Here is a 20,161-nt window from a genome sequence, read left to right on the forward strand (position 1 = left end):
TCGTCAGCTTTTCAGGCAGGAGGTGAAAATCGCCACCCATTGCGCGGTTTCGACCACGCGGCAGGACTTTGCCCGCAGCATGGCGAGCCCCTCTAGCGAAGGCGCGATCCGGTGCGGCGGGGGCAGGGCGGCGCCGTAGCTTTCCGGCAGGACGCCGGTCTGGAGGAAATGCCGGTCGAAGATCAGCAGATCGACGCCGAGCCTGCGCACCTCTGACGCCAAAGCGGGCGCACTCATCTGGCCCATCGCGACCGACGCGCGCAGCAGCGCCTGATGCTCGCGATGATAGCGGCGGTGATAGGGGATGTCATGTTCCGGGGTGGCGAGCACCGTCCGCCCGGTGCGTGCGGGAATGACGGCAAGGTCGTCCTCCACCCCGGCGATGCGGGTGCCGGGCGGCGTGCTGGCGACAAGGGCCAGGAGATCGGGATGAGCCGGGCGCACCAGCCGCATCTTGGGCGTGGCGAAGGCCGCGATGCCGATCAGCAGGGCAAGGCCGATCGCCCCCGTGCGGAGAATGGGACGCGCGCGGGCGAGGCGGCCCGTAGCGCGGGTCCAGATGGTGCCGATCAGCAGGCCGAGGGCGAGGCTGCCCATGACCAGCAGCACCGGCTGGCTGTAGCGGGCGGGCAGGTGGAAGGTGAAGGCGGTGACAGCGGCAAGGGTGTAGCAGATCAGCGACGACAACAGGCTGTAGGGCAGCAGCCGCCAAGCGGCGTCGCGATCGGGGCCGTCCCCGCCATGGGCGCGCCTTCTGGCGAGCCACAGGCCGATCATCGGCAGCACGCTGAGGATCAGGTTGAGGAGGAGGCGCGGGTCCGTATTGCCCTGACAATTGACGATCGCAGGCAGGAAGCCGATGCGGGCGGAACAGAGCCAGGCGATGCCTCCGTTGCGCCCGGTGATGCTGCTGCGGCCGTCGAAGCTGGCGAGGCTGTAGACATGGCGCGCCTCTTCCAGGGTGAGCGTCGGACCCCAGACGGACAGCCCGGCCTTGAAGAACAGCCCGGTTCCGCCCACGACGATCGCGGCGGCCGTCAGCGTCGCGAGCGAGCGCCACCGCAGCACCAGCGGCCAGCCCAGAAGATGCAGCGCGAAGACGCCGAGGCAGGTGATCGCCGGGGCGGGATAGATGAGGCTGGACAGGAGCAGGCCAGCGAGAGTCAGGCCATGGCGGCGGCGCGCCATGCCCAGCATCATCATCAGGATGAGGGGTGAGGCGAAGGCGCGCGGCGTGCCGGAAAAGATCGAGTCATTGTGCAGGATCGCCGCCATGACGCAGAGCGCGGCGATCAGCCTGCGCCCCTGGTCCGGCGTGAAGCACCCGGCCAGCCGCCACGCCAGCATGGCGCTGGCGATGATCAGGGGGAAGGCGAGCAGGCTGGCGATCTGCACCGGCCCGATGCCCAGCAGATGAGCGCCGAAGAGGAGCGCGCGATAGAGCGGCGGCGCGGCCTGCTGCCAATAATCGGCCAGCAGATCGTGGGGCATGGCGGACGGGTTGCCGATCCGCGCGCCCCAGCTGAGGAACTGGCGCGCGTCATCGGCCATCGTCCATGGGCCGGAGGCGAAGGCCCCCAGGCCATAGCGCACCAATGTCAGCAGGATAAGGGCGGCGAACAGCGCCCGTCCGGCGTCAATGCGGCGTGTCGGCAACGGCGGCTCCCTGCTTCCGGCGATGCCAATAGTCGCGCATGAAGGGCGCGCCCGCGATGGCGGGAAGGATGTAGCGGGATGTCGCGAGCACCCCCACCGCCGCGCCCGCCGCCGGGGAGAGGAAGCCCTGATAGAGCTGAATGATCGCCGCGTCCCTGCTGCCGATGCCCGCCATGGTCAGCGGCACGAGCCCGGCGAGGATCGACAGGGTTGCAAAGGCCAGATTGTCGATCAGGGGAACATCGGCATGCACCGCCTTGGTGAACAGCCAGAATTGGCAGAGATGCGCCCCCCACAGGGCGATGGAAAAGAGCATGGTGGCCACGGCCCGCGACCGGCGCGACCAGAACCAGTCTGTCATGACGACCCATTCGTCCATGAAGCCCGCGAGCTTTGCCGAAATCTTACGGGGAAGGCGGGCGATGATCCAGTCGAGCGGCTTGCGGGCAAGGGCGAAGGGAGCCATCATCAGCGCGAGCAGGAAGAAGAGGCCGCCGACCGCCAGCGCGAACAGCCATAGCAGCCAGTCCGTCCCGGCCGTCCAGAACAGCGCGAACATGCCCCAAAGCAGCAGCGCCGCCATGTCCATCATCTTTTCGAACACGACGAGCGAGACGGCGCGGCCTGCGGGGAAGCCGTATTTCTGCGCCAGCACCCAGCTTTTGGCGATGTCGCCCATCTTTGACGGCAGGACGGCGTTCAGCGTCGAGGCCGAGAGGATCAGGCGCAAGGACGCGCCGAAGGGAATGGGGGAACGGCTGAGCATCGCGAAGCGGATCGCCGTCGCGATGGTCAGCGGGATGGCGGCGAGCAGGCTGGCGGCGAGCCACAGGCGGTCGGAATCGCGGAATACCGCCAGCACCCGCGCCGCGTCGACGCTGCGCCAGATGATGACCAATATGCCAAGGCTGATGGCGATGCTGATCAGCTTGCGCATCAGGCCGCGCCTTGCCCCGGCAGCCGCCGTTCGATGATCAGCGGGTCGTTGTCGCCGAGCCGGGCGATGGCGGCGGTCAGGTCCTGCCAGGGCTTGATATGGTTCGCCTGCCAGACGCGGGCCATGATGGTGGTGGACGAGGTCTGGAACCCCGCGATCCCGATCCGCGCGACGTCGCCCCAGCCGCCATCGGCGAATATCTCGTCGCGCACGGTCCAGCCCGTGCCGTCCCAGCGCAGCGCGCGATGGAAGCGGAAGGGCGCGTCCTTTCGTCCCGTCACCAATATCTTCTGGAGCAGCCGCCGGACGAGATCGGGGAAGAAGCGGCCGAGGCTGATCATGATGCAGCGCAGGATGACCGACTTGAGCGGCGTCAGCAACGTCGCTTTCGCCCAGGCCATCTTGCCGATGACGGAGAGGCCTTCCGGCCCTTGGGCAATGTCGTAATCGCCCGCCAGATGCTGCACGGCCGTCTTGCCGTCATGCGTCTGGATCGACACGCCGCTGTCGGCAAGGGTCAGGCGGGCGCCGGAGAAAAGCTGAAAGGCGCCGCCCTGGCGCAGACCACAATAGAGCGTCTGGTCCGCCTTGCGGTCAACCAGCATTCCGGCGCGCGGGAAGTAGGCGGAGGGGGCGGGGGAGGGCGATGACGGCCGGTCTTCGCGCCATTCCGCCCAGCAGAGCAGCCAGCTCCACAGATGATGGCCGATGATATGGTCGTCGGAATAGCAGGGCGGCCCGCCCGCCGCGAACAGGGACGCCGCCCGCTCGCTGATCTCCAGCGCCTGGGGCATCCATTCGCCCGCGATCTCGAAGCCGTGGGGGAAGAAATTCTGCGTGCCCCGGCTGGTGTAGGAGCCGCCCACCGTGCCGTCGGGATGGACGAAATGAGCGAAGAAGCGGATGGCGCGCTCGCAGGCGGGACGCAGGCCAAGGTCGGGGCGGCGGCGGTCGCTTTCGGCGAGCAGGCCGATGGTGAGGCTGAGATAGCCCGGATCGGCGCCGCCATATTCGTCGAACCAGCCTTCCTCATCCTGCCAGGACAGCAGCCGGGCGGCGCGCGCGCGCAGCGGTTCTTCCCACTCCGGCCCTTCCAGCGCGGACATGCGGATGAGGTTGGCGACAATCAGCGCCTCATGATTGGACAGGCGGCCGGATTCCTGATGGTCCGCCAGCCACTTCGCGCGCCGCCGGAAGAAGTCGCGGATTTCCGGGTCATCCTCTATCCCGATGATCGAAGCCGCCTCAAGGCAGGCGAGCAGGGAGAAGGCCGCCGCGCCCGCCGCCCGTTCGAACGGATAATAATCGTCGCACGATCCGTCAGGATGGGCAGAGCGGGCGGCGAAGCGGACGCCCGCCTCCACGAAATCCCGGATCGCGGGCGCGCGGCGATAGGGATTGCCTTCAATGTCGAGCGACCAGGCGAGCGCCAGCGGATAGACGAATTCCTGGCTCATGCCGCAGGGGAAATCGATCATCCGGTAATGCCAGTAGATCCGGTCGAAGCAGCCATAGGTGCGGCTGACCGGCGTGCGGTCCAGCAGCGTCAGGATCTTCGGGATCTCGCCCAGTGCATGCCGGGCCATCAGGTCGCGCGGGGACGCCGTCATAGGGCGCTGCCGTCCTTCATCACGTCGAAGCTGGCGGTGCGGGTGTCGCGCAGGCGCAATTGCAGGTCGTGCAGCATGCGCCGGTTGATCAGCAATTGCTCGCCCAGCAGCCCGGCGATCCACATGAGACCCGCGAGCAGCAGCAGCCCCGCCGCCGCGACCAGGCTGGGCACATGCGCCCGTTCCGTCCCGCCCGCGAACAATATCATCCAGCGGATCACCAGCCCGCCGCCGATCAGCAGCGGCGCGAGGCTGAGATAGAAGAAGGTCATCCACGGCTTGTAGATGAAGAAGCTGCGCAGGATGGAGCGGATCGACCGCAGGATATAGTTATGCATCGACCGCAGCAGCCGCGACGGCCGGGTTTCGCCGTTCACGCGGATCGGCACCGAGGTGATGGGGATGTTGGAAAGCCCCGCCTGGATGATCGATTCCAGCGTGTAGGTGTAACCGTCGAAGATATTGATCTCCAGCGCGGCGGTGCGGGAAATGGCGCGAAAGCCGCTGGGCGCGTCGTGAATATCGGCCTTCGAAACCCAGCGCACCACGCTGGTGCCCAGATGCTGGAGCTTGCGCTTGACCCAGGAAAAATGCGCGATGGTGGAAATGGGCCGGTCGCCGATCACCATTTCCGCGCGCCGTTGCAGGATCGGCTGGATCAGCGCGGGGATGTCGTCGGCATTATATTGATTGTCGGCGTCGGTATTGACGATGATGTCCGCGCCCTCCGCCAGGCAGCGTTTCAGGCCCGCCATGAAGGCATAGGCGAGGCCCCGGTTAATCGGCAGGTCGACGATATGATCGACGCCAAGCTCCCGCGCCACCTCCACCGTGCGGTCGGTGCTGCCGTCATTGATGATCAGCCATTCCACCTTGCCCACGCCCGGAATATGCCGGGGCAGGGCGGCAAGAGCCGTGGGGAGCGATTCCTCCTCGTTCAGGCAGGGAATCTGAATTATCAACTTCATCGCATTTCGCTCGTGCTTTTGCCGATTGAACCCGCTGGCGGGATTGAATATCGCCCGAAGCCGCATTTGCCCTGTTTGTCAATCGCCGCTCAGTGATCCCCGCCGAGCCTGCCCTCCGTTCACCGAAAGCAGCGGATTTTGAGTTCAGACCTTTCCGTCGCCATCTACCTGTACGAACCCAGCGACGGGGGGCTGGACCGGGTCGCGATATTGCTGGCCAATTATCTGGCGGCCCGCGGCGTCCGAAGCGAATTGTGGATGGCGCGCACGGAAGGGCCGCTCGCGCCGCTGATCGCGCCGGGCGTGGTGATCCGGCGCGTGGCGGCGGCGGATGGAGCGCGCGGCCTGTCGATGGTGACGCAGTTGCCGGTCCTGCGGCGGATGCTGCGGCGGCACCGGCCCGGCATCCTGTTTTCGCCGGGCAATCAGAGCAATTTGCTGGTGGCCGCCGCAGCAATCGGCACGGGGACGCGGGCCGTAGGACGGATTTCCAATCCGATCGTGCGTCCCGGCACGCGAGGGCCGCTCGCATGGCTGCGGCGCAAGAGGTTCCAGCTAACGGCGTGGATCAGTTGCAGGACGGTGGTCATGGGACAAGCCGACGCCGATCTGCTGGCTGGCGGATGCGGGGCGATCCGGCGGAAGGTGGCGCTGCTGCCCCGGCCGACCGTGACGCCGCTGCTGTGGGAAGCGGGGGAGACGCGGCGCGCGGCGGGGCCGGGGGAGCGGCGCGAATTGCTGGCGGTCGGGCGTCTGGTCCCGCAGAAGGACCATCGCACGATGCTGGCGGCGCTCGCCCGGCTGGACAGGCGGGACTGGCGGCTGCGGATCGCGGGGCAAGGGCCGCTGCTGGCGGAATTGCAGCAGCAATGCAGGCACCTGGGCATTGCCAATCAGGTCGAGTTTCTGGGCTTCGTGGGCGATCCGGCCGAACTGGCGGCGCTCTATGCCGGTTCCGACATTCTGTTGCAGTCGTCCCGCTGGGAAGGGCTGACCGCCACGGCGATCGAGGCGCTCGCTTGCGGGTGCCAGCTTGTCATCACCGATTGCACGCCCAATCTGACCGGCATCATTGCCGATGCAGGGCAGCATCCGATGGTGCCGGTTGGCGATGCCGCTGCCTTCGCCGGGGCGGTCGAGTGGACCTTGTCCCGGCCTGCGGACCCTGAGCGGTCACGGCGGGCCGTGCGCCCCTATGCGGTGGATGAAGCGCTGGCCGCGCATCATCGCATGTTTGCGGAGCTTGCGGGCTGACTGCCCGGTGCGTCATCGTAGATGGTAACGCACCGCCGCCGCGCGCAGCAGGAAACCGGCCAGCGTGGCGATCAGCACTGACGTCGCCGTGCCCACCGCGCCCATGGAGGGTAGCAGGATGGCGAGCGCCGCCGCAAGGATGACGACCTCGACAATGCGCACCATGACGGTCAGCCGCTGACGGTCGATGGTCATCAGCAGCGGGTCGAAGCTGACGCCCGCCATCTCGATCGCCGCAGCGCTGCCCAGCAGCAGCAGGAGCGTGTAGGCGGGCAGATAGGCCGGACCCGACATCGTCACCAGCAGCCATTTGCCAAGGATGAACAGCGCCAGCACGATGACCGAGGCGCTGAAAATGGTGAAGGCGCTGATCTTGCGCAGCAGCTGGCGAAGCTGGGCATGGCGGTCCGCCGTTCCGCCCTCGCGCACATGGCTGCGCGTGGTTTCGGAAAAGATGGCGCGCGACATGAGCTGGGAAAAGGTCGTCATTGCATTGCCGAGCTGCGCGGCCAGGCGGTAATAGCCCGCCTCCGCCGCGCCGACGAACATGCCCAGGATGAAGATCGGCAGGCTGTTGATCACCGTCACGAGGCTGAGATTGATGTTGCTGGCCATCAGGAAGGGGACGATGCCGGGGAAATGCCGCTGCGCCTGCGCTGGCGAGACGGGCCGGACGCGCGCGACATGATGGCGGCCATGACGGTAGGCGAGAATCCAGTAGGTGCTGGACACGACGATTTCGGACGTCGCCCAGGCCATCAGGAATCCCAGCGGCGTCGGCATCAGCCACCATGCCGCCACGGCGCCGATCATGCGCACGACCGGCATCATGCTTTCAGCAAGGGCGGCGGCGGCGAACCTGTCCAGCAGGCGCAGCACTCCGACAGCGGTCGACCGCAGCGCGAGCAGAACCACCGCCGCATAGCCAAAGCCCAGCCAGGCGATGTCATGCTGCCAGCCGAGCACGGGGCCGAGCCCGAACGCCAGCAGCGCGGCGACGCCCAACCCTGCCGCCGCGCTGATCGCGTCGATGGTGAGGGTGGAGCCGATCAGCAGGCCGAGCATGTCGGCGCGATTGTCGCGCAGGGGCGCCTGCCCATATTTCACCACCGCCTGCCAGCTATCAAAGGTGATGACGCGCGCGATGAACTGGGCGACGGCGATCACCAGGCTGAACACGCCGAAGCCTTCGGGGCCCAGCGTCCGCGTGGTGATGGCGAGATAGAAGAGGCTGAGCACCGCGCCCAGGCCCTTGCTGCCCAGCAGCCAGCCGGTGTTCCGCGCGATGTTCGCGAACGGTCCCTTGCCCGGCATCCTGTTCAATGTTCTGGCCATCCCGCCTATTCTCCGAACAGGACGGCAAAGCCAAGCGGAATCGGAGAGGGACTCAAGGTGCCTTGGGCAGCATGGTCCGGCGCAGCGCGTCGCGCCACCCCGCCACCAGCGGCGCGCGGCGTTCGGGCGGCATCGACGGTTCGAAACGGCGGCCGCTGGACCAGAGCGCCTCTATCTCCGCAAGGCCGGACCAGATGCCGGTGGCGAGCCCGGCCAGGAATGCCGCGCCGCGCGCCGTCGTCTCCAGCTCCGCCGGGCGCTCGACCGGCAATTCCAGCAGGTCGGCGAGGAAGCCGCACAGCCAGTCATTCGCCGCCATGCCGCCATCGACGCGCATGACGGCGGGGCGAACGCCTGAGTCCGCCAGCATGGCGTCGATCAGGTCCATGGTCTGATAGCCAACCGCCTCCAGCGCGGCGCGGGCAAGGTGCGCCTGGGTCGCGCCCAGAGTCAGGCCGTAAATCGCGCCGCGCGCGTCCGGGTCCCAATGCGGCGCGCCAAGCCCCACGAAGGCGGGCACCATATAGACGCCGTGGCTGTCGGCCACCTGCGTCGCCATGTCGTTGGTCTGGCTGGCATGGGTGATGACGCCGATGCCGTCGCGCAGCCACTTCACCGCCGCCCCCGCGACGAAGATCGACCCTTCCAGCGCGAAGCTGGTGCGGCCATCCAGCCGGTAGGCGGGGGTGGTGAGCAGCCGGTGGCGCGAGGCGATGGCCTGCGTCCCCGTGTTCAGCAGCGCGAAGCAGCCCGTGCCATAGGTCGACTTGACCGTGCCGGGCGAAAAGCAGGCCTGACCGAACAGTGCCGCCTGCTGGTCCCCCGCAATGCCGGTGATCGGAATGGCGCGGCCGAACAGGTCCGGCGTGGTGGTGCCGTAAAGATGGGCATTGTCATGCACCGCGGGGAGGATGGCGGATGGCACGCGGAGCAGGCGGCACATCTCCTCATCCCAGCATTGCTCCCTGATGTTCCAGAGCAGCGTGCGCGATGCATTGGTGACATCGGTGGCATGCACCGCGCCGCCCGTCAGCCGCCACAGCAGGAAGCTGTCGATGGTGCCGAAGGCGAGGTCGCCCCGTTCGGCGCTGGCCCGCGCGCCCGCGACATGGTCGAGCATCCAGGCGATCTTCGTGCCGGAAAAATAAGGGTCGAGCAGCAGGCCGGTGCGCGCCCGCACCTCATCCTCCGCTCCGTCCGCTTTCAGCCGTGCGCAGGTTTCGCTGGTCCGCCGGTCCTGCCACACGATCGCGCGATGGATCGGCTGGCCCGTCCGGCGGTCCCATATCACCGCCGTTTCGCGCTGGTTGGCGATGCCGATGGCGGCAATGCCGTCCAATGACACGGCAGCGCGCTCAATGGCCTCCCGTGCGGTGGACAAGGTGTCGCGCCAGATCCGCTCGGCATCATGCTCCACCCAGCCGGGGGCGGGATAATGCTGGGGGAATTCCGACTGCGCCACGCTGACGCGGCGCGCAGCAGCGTCGAACAGGATGCCGCGCGTCGATGTCGTCCCCTGATCGATCGCCAATATGTGCTTGGCTGGCACGCGCCTCTCCTGCTCCGTTGCGCAAGGCGGCTACTTTCGGCTGCTTTGCTTTTCGCGTAAAGCCCGGCAATGCGCAGGGGAGGGGCAGGTTAGGGTGGAGAGCTGCGATCTCCTGATCATCGGCGGCGGGATCAATGGCGCTGGCATAGCCCGCGATGCCGCCGGGCGGGGATTGAAGGTGATGCTGGTCGAACAGCACGACCTTGCGTCCCACACCTCATCGGCATCGACCAAGCTGATCCATGGCGGGCTGCGCTATCTGGAATATGGCGAGGTGCGGCTGGTGCGCGAAGCACTGGCGGAGCGCGAGCGGCTCTGGGGCATGGCGCCGCACATCATCTGGCCGCTGCGCTTCGTCATCCCGCAGACGCATTCGCCCCGCCCGGCATGGATGCTGCGCGCGGGGCTGTTCCTGTATGACCATATCGGCGGGAGTAAGAGGCTGCCCGCCACCCGCACGATCGCGCTCGATCGCTCGCCCCTGGGGGATGCGCTGGCCGACAGGACGGGGCGCGGGTTCGTCTATTCGGACTGCTGGGTGGAGGACAGCCGCCTTGTCGTGCTGAATGCGCTCGACGCCGCCGAACGGGGCGCGCGGGTGCTGACCCACACAAGCTTCGCCGCCGCGCGGCGCGAGGGGGCTGCGTGGGCGGCGGTTCTGGAGGGTGACGGCGGACGGCGCGAGGTGCGCGCCCGTGCGCTGGTCAATGCAGCGGGGCCGTGGGTCTCGGAGGTAATCGGCCGGATGACCGGAGCGCACACTTCTCGCCGCGTCCGTCTGGTGAAGGGCAGCCATATCGTCGTGCCGCGCCTCTATGACGGCGAGCATGCGTTTCTGCTGCAAAATGCCGATCGGCGGATCATGTTCGCCATTCCCTATGAAGGCCGCTTCACGCTTATCGGCACGACCGAGGAGGCGTGGGACGGACCAGCTGGCCCGGCTGCGATCAGCAGCGGCGAGGTGCGCTATCTTCTGGACGGCGCAAACCGCTATTTCAGTCAGCAGTTGAGCGAAGCCGATCTGGTCTGGAGCTATGCGGGCATCCGGCCGCTTTATGACGACAGCAGCGGTAATGCCTCAGCGGTAACGCGCGACTATGTGCTCGATGTCGATGCCGATGGCGGCAGCGCTCCGGTGCTGAGCGTGTTCGGCGGCAAGATCACCACCTACCGCCGATTGGCGGAGCAGGCGATGAAGCGGCTGGCGCCCTTCTTCCCGGAGGCGGGGCCTGCCTGGACGGCGGGCGTGGCGCTGCCGGGAGGAGACATGCCGGGCGGAGACTTCGCCCGCTTCGCCGATGCGCTCCTCGCCAGCCATCCCGGTCTGCCGCCCACGCTCCTGCTGCGGCTCGCGCGCGCCTACGGCACCCGCGTCACGCGCTTGCTCAAGGATGCGCAGAGCCTGGATGCGCTCGGCGAGGATCTGGGCGGCGGGCTCACCACCGCTGAACTGGATTATCTCGCATCCACGGAATGGGCCCGTTCCGCGCAGGACGTGCTTTATCGCCGTTCGAAACTCGGGCTGCACGTGCCGCAGGGGACCGCGGAGCGGGTGGAGGCTTATTTGGCGGCTAAGGGTGGCAAGTGAGCCGGTCTGACCGGCTATGGTGACCCCTACGGGAATCGAACCCGTGTTTCAGCCGTGAGAGGGCCGCGTCCTGACCGCTAGACGAAGGGGCCGCTGGCTGCGCTTGGCAGTGGGCAGGGGCTCGCGTTTAGGGGCCGGGCAGGGACGCGTCAAGGAAAACCGCGCGGCGGCATGAGGCTGATAAAAAACCACCCCATGCATACGCACGGGGTGGCCAAGGTTCAGGGAGGAGACGCCTCCAAAAGGGGGAGGCGCCCATACGACACACCCGAAAGGGGGGCAGGTGCGCCGTATGTTCGACAGATAGAGGAGGTCGCGCCGCCTTTCAAGTGGCGACTAACAACCTTTTGTCATAAACCACTGAAAAATATTCAATGTTTATGCTTTAGGCGTTGGCAGCCTCTGGCGTGGCGGTGACGGCGACGGGGCCCTTGCCCTGACCGACCTGCGCTTCGAACAGCTCGCGCATCAGTTGCAGCGAGAAAAGATGCGCATGGATGAGGGGCAGCATGCCGTTCTGGTTGATCTTGCGAAGTTGATCCCCGCGCATGTCGCGCAGCTTTTCCTCATTCACCATGCGAAAGCCGCGATAGACGAAGGGCTGTTCGTTGCCGGGCACCTGGATGGCGACTTCGCCGTCCATCAGCAGGTCAAGATCCTTGAGGTCCTTCATGAACTGGCCGGTGCGGGCAGCGGCCTGTTCGAAATCCTCGCAGAATTTGAGCACGCCCTGGATCAGTTCGCTGGGCTTGCCGTCTTCGAACAGCGCCTGGCCGTCCTCAAACTCGCCAACGGCTTCGCTGGTGGGATCGAAGCAGAGCGACAGTTCGTCGCTGTCGGGCCGCAGCTTCGCCAGCATCCAGGGATAGCGGCGGACATAAGCGGGCACATAGGATGGGCCGCGCAGCTTGCCCTGATCATCGACGAAGGTGTTGACGCCTTCATTGAGCCCCATCAGTGCCAGGGGAACGGGTTCGTCGCCCGCCGAAAAGATGATGGGCAGGAATCGCTGGGCGCTGACAAATTCGTCCACGGTCAGCGGCACGGCATGCTGGGACGCGAGGAAGGGTGCGGCATCCAGCGTGCGGCTGTGATATCCGGCATGATCGACGCTGCTCAGCGGGATGAGATCATTGTAGAAAACCGGGAGGCTGTTCGCGGGCGCGCTTGCCATGATGCGTGTTCCATTCCTTGTGACGCAGCGCGATGGAATGCGCCGCCTGCCTGAAAACTGGTGATGCGATAAAGGCCTTGGCCCGGACAGGCAATCGCTTTGTCTGGCCGCCTTGCCCCGCAGGTTCAGCCTTCGCCGGGGCGCGGGATGAGCTTGTCCGGGTTCATGATGCCCTGCGGATCGAACGCCGCCTTGATCGCGCGCAATGCGTGGAGCCGGGCGGGACTCGCCAGCCGGCCCAGCTCCGCCCGTTTCATCTGGCCGATGCCATGTTCGGCGGAGATGGAGCCTCCCGCAGCGACGACCGCGTCGTGGACGAAGGCGTTGATGGCAGCGCCCTGCGCCGCGATCCAGGCGGGGCCGTCCGCCGTTCCTTTCGGCGCGCGGACGTGGAAATGGACATTGCCGTCGCCCAGATGGCCGAAGGAGGATGCGGTGGTGCCGGGGAAGGCGCGCTCCGCGGCGGCGGCGGTGTCTGTCATGAAGGCGGGCATCCGTGCGACCGGCACGCTGATATCATATTGCAGAGCCGGACCCTGTGCACGTTCCGCTTCGGAAAGCGATTCGCGGATGCGCCAGAAGGCTTCGGCTTGGGCTTCGTTGACGGCGATCGCGGCGTCGAGCGCTATCCCTTGATCCAACGCTTCGGCAAGGGCGCTTTCCAGCCGCTCGCCGGGGCCGGGCTGGCGGCCGCTGTCATGGTCCACTTCGATAAGGACGTGCCACGGCGTCCGGGTTTCGATGGGACAGCGGGTGCCGGGGATGTGGGACAGCACGTGGCCAAGCCCATCGTCGGCAATGACTTCGAAGCCCTCGACGCTGTCGCCCAGCCGCGCTTCGGCGTGGCGCAGCAGGGCGAGGGCGTCCGCTGGCGAGCGAACGCCCGCCCAGCCCACCGCCCGCGCCGCAATCGCGGGCACGAGGCGCAGGGAGGCAGCGGTGATGATGCCCAACGTGCCCTCCGCACCGATCAGCAACTGCTTGATGTCGTAGCCGCGATTGTCCTTTTTGAGGGCATCAAGGCCTTCGAAGATGCCGCCGTCAGGGAGGACGGCCTCTATCCCCTCCACCAAGGCGCGCATCGTGCCATGGCGAAGGACCTGCGTGCCGCCCGCGTTGGTCGAAACGAGGCCGCCGATCGTGGCCGATCCCTTAGCGCCCAGGCTCAAGGGGAAGCGGCGCCCGATTTCGGCGGCGGCATCGTGCAGGGTGGAAAGGATCACGCCCGCTTCGCACACGGCCAGATTGTCGCTGGCGGAGATTGAGCGGATGCGGTTCATCCGCCGCAGGGAAAGGATGAGAGCGGACCCGTCGGGCGGCGGCGTGGCTCCGCCCACCATCGACGTGTTGCCGCCCTGGGGGACGAGCGGCACGCCAAGGCGCGCGGCCAGGGTGACGATGGCCGCAACCTGCTCCGTCGAATCGGGCTGAAGAATGGCGGCCGCCTGCCCATGGAAGCGCCCGCGCCAGTCGGTCAGCCACGGCGCGATGTCGTCAGCGCCAGTGACGATGCCCCTGGCGTCCAGCAGCGCGCGGAATTGGTCGATAATATCCTGTCCTATCATGCGCCGCTTATGCGCCGGAATTCATCGGCCGTTCAACCATTGCGGGATAGCGTGCCGCCCAAAGGGGTCCGATTTGCTTCATTCCGTCCTGCTGCTTCTTGTCGCGCCGTCGGGAGAATCCGTCCAGTTCGCGCAACTGACGATCCAGCAGCGAGTCATCATCCGCGTTCCGATGGCCAGGAAGGGGAAGGCACCAGCGCGCATCGACCCTGACGCCCGGCATATGTGGAAGGAGAAGAAGGGGCCGCGCTGCGTCGCCTTGCGATCGATCCGGTCGGCCAGCGTGGTCGTGGACCATGGCGTGGATCTGCTGCTGGCGGACAATCACCGCTATCGCGCCAGATTAGAGCGGGGATGCAATTCGATCGGCTTTTATTCGGGCTTCTATGTGGAGCCCGACGATGACGGGTCGCTTTGTTCGGGCCGGGACGCGTTGCAGGCGCGCAGCGGCCTTAGCTGCGGCATCGACGACATCCGCCGCCTGGTGCCCGCGGACCCTGATGATTGAAGGTCCTGATGGGCTGATGCTGCTCGATTTTCTTGACAAGTTGCCGATATTTCCGCAAGGCGCGCCCGATTTCCGTTGTGCAAGCGCGCCCGGCGGAGAGCCTCCTGTCCGGACCATTGAATGACTTTTGCCGATCTCGGCCTTTCCGATGAATTGTTGAAGGCCGTGAACGAGGCCGGATATGACACGCCTACGCCCATCCAGGCGCAGGCCATCCCTTCCGTGCTGATGATGAAGGACATTATCGGCATCGCCCAGACGGGAACGGGAAAGACGGCCAGCTTTGTCCTGCCGATGATCGACATATTGGCGCATGGCCGCGCCCGCGCGCTGATGCCCCGGTCGCTGATCCTGGAGCCGACCCGCGAACTGGCGGCGCAGGTGGCGGAGAATTTCGAGAAATACGGGAAGTATCACAAGCTTTCGATGGCGCTGCTGATCGGCGGCGTGCAGATGGGGGATCAGGTCAAGGCGCTGGAAAAGGGCGTCGATGTGCTGATCGCCACGCCGGGCCGCCTGATGGACCTGTTCCAGCGCGGCAAGATCCTGCTCAACGGCTGTTCGATGCTGGTGATCGACGAGGCCGACCGGATGCTCGACATGGGGTTCATCCCGGATATCGAGGAAATCTGCACCAAACTGCCCGCGCAGCGCCAGACGCTGCTGTTTTCCGCGACCATGCCAGCGCCGATCAAGAAACTGGCCGACCGTTTCCTGTCCAGCCCCAAGTCGATCGAGGTCGCCCGGCCCGCGACCGCATCGACCAACATCACCCAGAGGCTGGTGAAGGTCGATTCGCGCAAGAAGCGCGAGGCGTTACGCGCGATGCTGGAGGCGGAGGACGTGCAGAGCGCCGTCATCTTCTGCAACCGCAAGACGACCGTGCGCGAACTCAACAAGAGCTTGCAGCGCCACGGTTTCAAATCGGGCGAGATTCACGGCGATATCGACCAGTCGGCTCGCATTGCCGAACTGGAGCGGTTCCGCACGGGCGCCGTCAACATATTGGTTGCGTCTGATGTCGCCGCGCGCGGGCTGGACATCAAGGGCGTCAGCCACGTCTTCAATTTCGATGCGCCATGGCATCCCGACGATTATGTCCACCGCATCGGCCGCACGGGCCGGGCAGGGGCGAAGGGCGTGGCTTACACCTTCGTGACGGCGGATGATGCCGAGGCGATCGATAATATCCAGAAGCTGATCGGACAGAAGATCGAGACGGTCGGCGCGCCCGCGAAGGCTGCTGCCGGACCGGACGCGAGCGAGGAATCAGGTGAGGACCGGGGGCGGCGCTCAGGCGGCCGCAAGGAGGAACGCGCCCGCGGACGGGACCGGGACGAGCGGCGGCGCGAGGAGCCTCGTGCGGCCCGGCCGGAAGCCAATGGCCCGCGCCCCCGCAGGCCTTCGCCTGAGGATGACGGGCCGGACGAAGGATGGAACGGGCCAGTGCCCGAGTTCCTGTCCTTTGGGTTTCAGGCTGAAGGTTCGGCCTGAGGCAGGGCGAGCGAAAAGCGGTTAGTTGCAGCATGTAAATCCCACCCGTGCCGTAAGGCGTGGGAAGAGGGGCCATGCCTGGCATGGTGAAGGGAAATAAGCGCTGACGTTGCGTATTTGCCCTCCGCCATCGGCTGCGCTGACGGTTCTCCTCCCCATCTTTGGATGGGAGATCAGCTTGGCTGCGACAGCTTACAATAATCCCTGCGCGCGCAGGCTCGTATGTCCCTTCTCGCCGATGATGATGTGGTCGTGAACGGCGATGCCGAGCCTTTTGCCCGCCTCCACGATCTGCCGCGTGATGTCTATGTCCTGACGGCTGGGTGCAGGGTCGCCCGAAGGGTGGTTGTGGACCTGCCGGGCGTTCCCAAAAATATTTTTTATAATCAAGATGTTATGGCGATCACCGGAGGGAGGGGAGCCGTTAATTGGGGTATGTGACTCGCCTCGACCAATCGAAATTCCGGTGGGCCCCGGTCTGTCCCGCCAGGGCCCGGACCTACACGCTGACACATGACTTTCTTGACCCATTGCCACTGCACGAACAAGGGCTGGCCTCCGATGCGCCTGCCGATCTCGGTCGTCTCGTTTCCGAAGCCAGCCCCCATCTCAATCGGTTTCGGCCTCAGTTCGATCTTTGCGGCAGACGCGAACGGTCTGCGCCCGCATGCGGTCAAGTTTGACCGATCCCATCGATCGAGCTCGTCCGTAGGATATAAGATCGCCTTGCCGATCTTGATATATGACGGCCCGATTCTCTTGCATCGCCAGTTTCGCAACGTACCGTCGCTGACCTTGCTACGATAGCGTTCGATGACCTCTTCGCAAGTTAAATAAGCTGGACCAGACACAACGCCTCCTGAGTAGAATGATAAATTGTGCAACAGCCTGTTGCGCCAATGCGGGCGCGCCCGCAGCCGTCCGATGGCTTGCAGGCATCGTGTACGAAGCGTTCGGGACAATTGATGAGCCTGTTGGTCAAGCACAAGCAGTAACATTCCTCTCGCAGCTATCGAGCCCGCGGCCCGATACTTGCTCTTACTTGAACGACTAAAAGTGTTGATCGGTAAAATAGACAGCAGAAAACCATAATCTGGCTCATCGGCCATCTCGCAAAATGCAGCGATGCAACCTAACTTTGAGTCCAGAAGAAAGCTTCGAGCGAGAGGGGGAAATTATGGAGTTTGCGCCGGGAGACACGGTTCAGCTGAAATCGGGCGGCCCGATCATGACCGTCGAGCAGATTGGTGAGCATTGGTCGGTGGAGGGTACCGCTGTTTGGTGCGTCTGGTTTGAAAAGGTCGGCAATAAGCAGGTCGCCTCGCGGGAGACATTCGCCGCTGTTGCGCTGGATAAAGCCGAGCGGCCTGGTTTCGCGTCGTTTCAGGTGACGCGGGGCTGAGCCAATGATCCGGGGGGCATTCATCGGCATCGATCGGCACGCCGATCCCTTCATCGGCGATCTGACGGGAGCCGCGCGCGACGCCACCGCTTTGTGGGCGGTGCTGTCGGACAGCATCGCCGATTTGAACGCGCCCCTCATTACGGACGATGCGGCGACAGTGGTTGCGATGCGCGATGTTCTCGACGCGACGCTCGGCGCTGCAGACGAAGAGGATGTGGTGCTCCTTGGGTTCGCAGGGCATGGCACGCAGGACCATCGTCTAGTTTTGCATGATACAAGCGTAGCCGATCTGCCGAACACGACGCTCGGCATGGACGAGCTGGCTCAGCGCTTTCGGGAGACCAGAGCGCGTGCGGTCATCCTCTTGCTGGATTGTTGCTTTAGTGGCGGTGCTCCGGCGCGTGTAATCGATGCTGGGCTGGTTCCTCGCGATGCTGTGGCGTTCCCGCTCGTCGACGTGGCAGGGCAGGGACGTATTCTGTTCGCCGCATCCTCCGCCCATCAAGAGGCGCTCGAGGATCCCCAATCGAGGCACGGCCTCTTCACCAAGGCTGTTATTGACGTTTTGCTGGAGGCAGACGCCCCGCTTGGCGTGCTTGAGCTTGTCGACCGCGTTACTCGCCTTGTCACGGCTAACGCTGGGCGGTTTGGCTATATCCAATCGCCGACCATGTTCGGTCAGACCGAAGGTGATCTTGTCCTGCCTCCCGGTCAGATGGGCGTCCGCTATCGCGAAGCTTTTCCGGAGCGCGTCAATTTTCAGACGACGGGCGACATCCGCGAATTGGCAGCAGCAGGCATTCCGCAAGAAGCGGTCGACGCATGGCATCAGCACTTTCCGCAAGGGCTCAACGAGCTTCAGATCGAAGCAGTCAACGAAAAAGGGGTGTTGGACGGTAACTCGCTCATGGTCGTCGCGCCGACCAGTGCAGGAAAGACTTTTATCGGTGAGCTGGCGGCGCTCAAAGCCATTGCGGATGGCCGCAAGGCCGTGTTCCTGCTGCCGTACAAGGCGCTCGTAAACGAGAAGTTCGAGGACTTCTCGGCCCTTTACGGCGATCGTCTGGGGCTCCGAATCGCTCGATGCTCCGGCGACTGGCAGGATCAGGTCGGCACTGTTCTACGGGGCAAGTACGACATCGCGTTCTTTACCTACGAAAAATTCCTCAGCATGTCGGTCGCCTCCGCGCACATGCTCAATCAGATCGGACTGGTGGTGCTCGATGAGGCGCAGTTCATCACTGAGCCAGGTCGCGGCATGGTGGTCGAACTGTTGCTCACCAACCTCGTAAGTGCGCGTCAGCGCGGGGTTGCTCCGCAGCTCATCACATTGAGCGCGGTTATCGGTCACGCCAACCATTTTGACCGTTGGCTCGGTTGCGGTCTTCTGCAAACCGATCATCGACCGGTTCCGCTGGTGGAAGGCGTACTCGACCGAACCGGCGCACTTACGCGCCTCGGACCGAACGGCCCCGAAACCATTCAGCTCCTCGACCGCTTCGCGATCCGCCAGCGCGGGCAAAGGCAATCGTCGCAGGACGTGATCGTGCCGCTGGTCCGCCATCTCATCGATGCTGGCGAGAAGGTCATTATTTTCCGCAATGCGCGTGGCCCGGCGAGCGGCTGTGCGAGCTACCTTGCGGCCGAGCTTGGCCTTCCTGCGGCGCAAGACGTGATTGATGCGCTGCCCGAAGGCGATCTCTCTCAAATGTCGGAGAGTCTTCGCCGGTCACTCGAGGGCGGCATTGCGTTTCACAACGGCGATCTTACCCGCGATGAGCGTGTTGCGGTCGAGCGCGGGTTTCGCCGGGCAGACGGCCAGATCAGGGCCCTCGTCGCGACCAGCACGGTTGCCGCGGGCGTGAACACGCCCGCGTCCACCGTTATCATCGCCGAGACGGATTTTCCTGGGCGAGAACGACAGCCCTACACGGTGGCACAATATAAGAACATGGCGGGCCGAGCCGGTCGGTTGGGGTTCGAGGCCGAGGGTAAAGCCATCTTGCTCGCCGATACTCCCATGGAGCGCAATCAGCTCTTCCGGCAATATGTGCAGGGTCAGCCGGAGGTCATCCGGTCATCGTTCAACCCGAACCAACCGGGTACGTGGGTAATCCGCCTGCTCACGCAGGTCAGGGATGTCCCGCGCGGGGCGGTCGTCGACCTGATCGCGAACACCTATGGTGGTTATCTCGCCGCCCTCCAGAATCCGGCATGGCGCGATCGCATGGTCCCTACGCTGGAGCGGCTGTTGGACCGCATGATCGCTGATGGCCTGATCGAGGAAGACGGCGACAATCTCCGCCTGACCATGCTTGGACGAGCATGCGGCGAGTCGCCCCTTACGCTCGAGTCCGCGATGCGTCTGGTTGAGCTGTTGCGTCGCGTTGATCCGGCCGACGCGACGCTAGAAGCCCTCCTTGTTCTCGTCGAATGCCTGCCGGAGCGCGACGAGGATTACACACCGCAAACCCGCAATGGTGAGCCGCGCTGGCAGCAGGCTGCCCTTGGCCGCTTCGGACATGGCGTGGGCCGCGCATTGCAGCATCGTGCCGAAAGCGATGTCGCGTTCTATGCCCGATGCAAGCGCGCGCTCATCGTGAGCGACTGGATTGCTGGTGAGCCGACCAACGATATCGAGGCCCGCTACTCGTCCAATGCCTTCGTCAGGGTAGGGCATGGCGACATTCGCGGCTACGCGGATGGCTCTCGCTTCCTACTGGAGTCCGCGCTGCGCATAGCCGCGATCGTGCTGGAGCGGGCCGAGGACCAAGAGGCGGCAGCGCTATTGCTCACGCGGCTTGATCTCGGCCTTCCAGCCGAAGCGCTGCCCTTGAGCGCACTAGGCTTCCCGCTGACACGAGGTGAAATTCTCGCACTATTTCGTTCCGGTCATTTGAACCGAGAGGCCATTGCCGCCTTACCCGCCGATGCTGTTGCTGGAATCATCGGCCGGCGCGGGCATGAGCTACATGAAGCGATGCAGCCTCTCATGGGAGCAGTTTAATGCCTATCAGTAATATTAGGACGCCTCCCGCATAGATGAAGCGGCAAAGTTACAGCACACAACATCATATAGCTTATCTCGAACTATTGCGGCACATTGTTCGCGGGGAGC

The 20,161-nt window shown here is 65.1% G+C and carries 14 protein-coding genes, 1 tRNA gene and 1 pseudogene; 6 read left to right on the forward strand and 10 right to left on the reverse strand.

Going from position 1 to position 20,161, the window contains the following annotated elements; all coding sequences use genetic code 11:
* Positions 1-3: 3 nt before the first annotated feature.
* The 4 genes from L288_RS40935 to L288_RS40950 are packed head-to-tail and all read right to left on the reverse strand — an operon-like array spanning position 4 to position 5,171.
* On the reverse strand, positions 4-1,656 hold the full coding sequence (locus L288_RS40935) for a hypothetical protein (RefSeq protein ID WP_021239997.1): 1,653 nt from the start codon (positions 1,654-1,656) through the stop codon (positions 4-6).
* A complete protein-coding gene (locus L288_RS40940; RefSeq protein WP_021239998.1) occupies positions 1,637-2,593 on the reverse strand; it encodes a lysylphosphatidylglycerol synthase transmembrane domain-containing protein in 957 nt (318 codons plus the stop codon). The genes L288_RS40935 and L288_RS40940 overlap by 20 nt, the downstream gene beginning before the upstream one ends.
* Positions 2,593-4,203: a hypothetical protein gene (locus tag L288_RS40945; protein WP_021239999.1), complete on the reverse strand. Its 1,611-nt coding sequence runs from the start codon at positions 4,201-4,203 to the stop codon at positions 2,593-2,595. The genes L288_RS40940 and L288_RS40945 overlap by 1 nt, the downstream gene beginning before the upstream one ends.
* On the reverse strand, positions 4,200-5,171 hold the full coding sequence (locus L288_RS40950; protein WP_152522124.1) for a glycosyltransferase family 2 protein: 972 nt from the start codon (positions 5,169-5,171) through the stop codon (positions 4,200-4,202). Before L288_RS40950 ends, L288_RS40945 begins: the two co-directional genes overlap by 4 nt.
* A 138-nt stretch (positions 5,172-5,309) precedes the next feature.
* Here L288_RS40950 and L288_RS40955 point away from each other — a divergent pair, with 138 nt between their 5' ends.
* Entirely contained in the window at positions 5,310-6,425 is a 1,116-nt protein-coding gene (locus tag L288_RS40955) for a glycosyltransferase (RefSeq protein ID WP_021240001.1), read from the forward strand.
* Positions 6,426-6,437: 12 nt separating this feature from the next.
* On the opposite strand, the gene L288_RS40960 is transcribed toward L288_RS40955, so the two are convergent.
* Both L288_RS40960 and glpK read right to left on the reverse strand, forming a co-directional pair.
* Positions 6,438-7,760 carry a lipopolysaccharide biosynthesis protein gene (locus L288_RS40960; RefSeq protein ID WP_084466129.1) on the reverse strand — a complete coding sequence of 441 codons (1,323 nt, stop codon included), beginning with the start codon at positions 7,758-7,760 and terminating at the stop codon, positions 6,438-6,440.
* Between the two features lie 52 nt (positions 7,761-7,812).
* A complete protein-coding gene (gene glpK / locus L288_RS40965; RefSeq protein ID WP_031304964.1) occupies positions 7,813-9,309 on the reverse strand; it encodes a glycerol kinase GlpK in 1,497 nt (498 codons plus the stop codon).
* A 94-nt stretch (positions 9,310-9,403) separates the two neighbouring features.
* Between glpK and L288_RS40970 the strand changes: the two genes are divergently transcribed.
* Positions 9,404-10,897 (forward strand): glycerol-3-phosphate dehydrogenase, encoded by a 1,494-nt coding sequence (locus L288_RS40970; RefSeq protein ID WP_021240004.1) that lies wholly within the window; start codon positions 9,404-9,406, stop codon positions 10,895-10,897.
* Positions 10,898-10,914: 17 nt separating this feature from the next.
* On the opposite strand, the gene L288_RS40975 is transcribed toward L288_RS40970, so the two are convergent.
* The 3 genes from L288_RS40975 to L288_RS40985 form a co-directional block, all read right to left on the reverse strand.
* Positions 10,915-10,989 (reverse strand) — tRNA-Glu (locus tag L288_RS40975).
* A 293-nt stretch (positions 10,990-11,282) separates the two neighbouring features.
* Complete coding sequence (locus tag L288_RS40980) at positions 11,283-12,071, reverse strand: SapC family protein (protein WP_021240005.1); 789 nt, start codon at positions 12,069-12,071, stop codon at positions 11,283-11,285.
* Between the two features lie 125 nt (positions 12,072-12,196).
* Positions 12,197-13,636, reverse strand: a complete 1,440-nt coding sequence (locus L288_RS40985; protein WP_021240006.1) for an FAD-binding oxidoreductase — start codon at positions 13,634-13,636, stop codon at positions 12,197-12,199.
* 73 nt (positions 13,637-13,709) lie between these two features.
* On the opposite strand from L288_RS40985, the gene L288_RS40990 reads away from it, so the two are divergent.
* On the forward strand, positions 13,710-14,144 hold the full coding sequence (locus tag L288_RS40990; protein ID WP_021240007.1) for a hypothetical protein: 435 nt from the start codon (positions 13,710-13,712) through the stop codon (positions 14,142-14,144).
* Positions 14,145-14,264: 120 nt separating this feature from the next.
* Complete coding sequence (locus tag L288_RS40995) at positions 14,265-15,638, forward strand: DEAD/DEAH box helicase (protein ID WP_021240008.1); 1,374 nt, start codon at positions 14,265-14,267, stop codon at positions 15,636-15,638.
* Positions 15,639-15,830: 192 nt separating this feature from the next.
* Here the strand turns inward: L288_RS40995 and L288_RS43300 are convergent.
* Positions 15,831-15,992 (reverse strand): annotated as a pseudogene (locus tag L288_RS43300) (JAB domain-containing protein); the annotation flags it as partial.
* A gap of 823 nt (positions 15,993-16,815) precedes the next feature.
* Here L288_RS43300 and L288_RS41005 point away from each other — a divergent pair.
* Positions 16,816-17,040: a YodC family protein gene (locus L288_RS41005; RefSeq protein WP_021240011.1), complete on the forward strand. Its 225-nt coding sequence runs from the start codon at positions 16,816-16,818 to the stop codon at positions 17,038-17,040.
* Positions 17,041-17,044: 4 nt separating this feature from the next.
* The gene (locus L288_RS41010; RefSeq protein ID WP_021240012.1) at positions 17,045-20,050 is read left to right on the forward strand and encodes a DEAD/DEAH box helicase; all 3,006 of its coding nucleotides are present in this window, start codon (positions 17,045-17,047) and stop codon (positions 20,048-20,050) included.
* Positions 20,051-20,161: the final 111 nt, after the last annotated feature.

The organism is Sphingobium quisquiliarum P25, from assembly GCF_000445065.1.
GTDB classification, from domain to species: domain Bacteria; phylum Pseudomonadota; class Alphaproteobacteria; order Sphingomonadales; family Sphingomonadaceae; genus Sphingobium; species Sphingobium quisquiliarum.

Bases quoted from the DNA above. Each gene is read 5' to 3' on its own strand.
- L288_RS40980 (WP_021240005.1), bottom strand. From the start codon at position 12,071: ATGGCAAGCGCGCCCGCGAACAGCCTCCCGGTTTTCTACAATGATCTC.
- L288_RS41010 (WP_021240012.1), top strand. From the start codon at position 17,045: ATGATCCGGGGGGCATTCATCGGCATCGATCGGCACGCCGATCCCTTC.
- L288_RS40945 (WP_021239999.1), bottom strand. From the start codon at position 4,203: ATGACGGCGTCCCCGCGCGACCTGATGGCCCGGCATGCACTGGGCGAG.
- L288_RS40940 (WP_021239998.1), bottom strand. From the start codon at position 2,593: ATGCGCAAGCTGATCAGCATCGCCATCAGCCTTGGCATATTGGTCATC.
- L288_RS40995 (WP_021240008.1), top strand. From the start codon at position 14,265: ATGACTTTTGCCGATCTCGGCCTTTCCGATGAATTGTTGAAGGCCGTG.
- L288_RS40950 (WP_152522124.1), bottom strand. From the start codon at position 5,171: ATGAAGTTGATAATTCAGATTCCCTGCCTGAACGAGGAGGAATCGCTC.
- L288_RS40960 (WP_084466129.1), bottom strand. From the start codon at position 7,760: ATGGCCAGAACATTGAACAGGATGCCGGGCAAGGGACCGTTCGCGAAC.
- L288_RS41005 (WP_021240011.1), top strand. From the start codon at position 16,816: ATGGAGTTTGCGCCGGGAGACACGGTTCAGCTGAAATCGGGCGGCCCG.
- L288_RS40985 (WP_021240006.1), bottom strand. From the start codon at position 13,636: ATGATAGGACAGGATATTATCGACCAATTCCGCGCGCTGCTGGACGCC.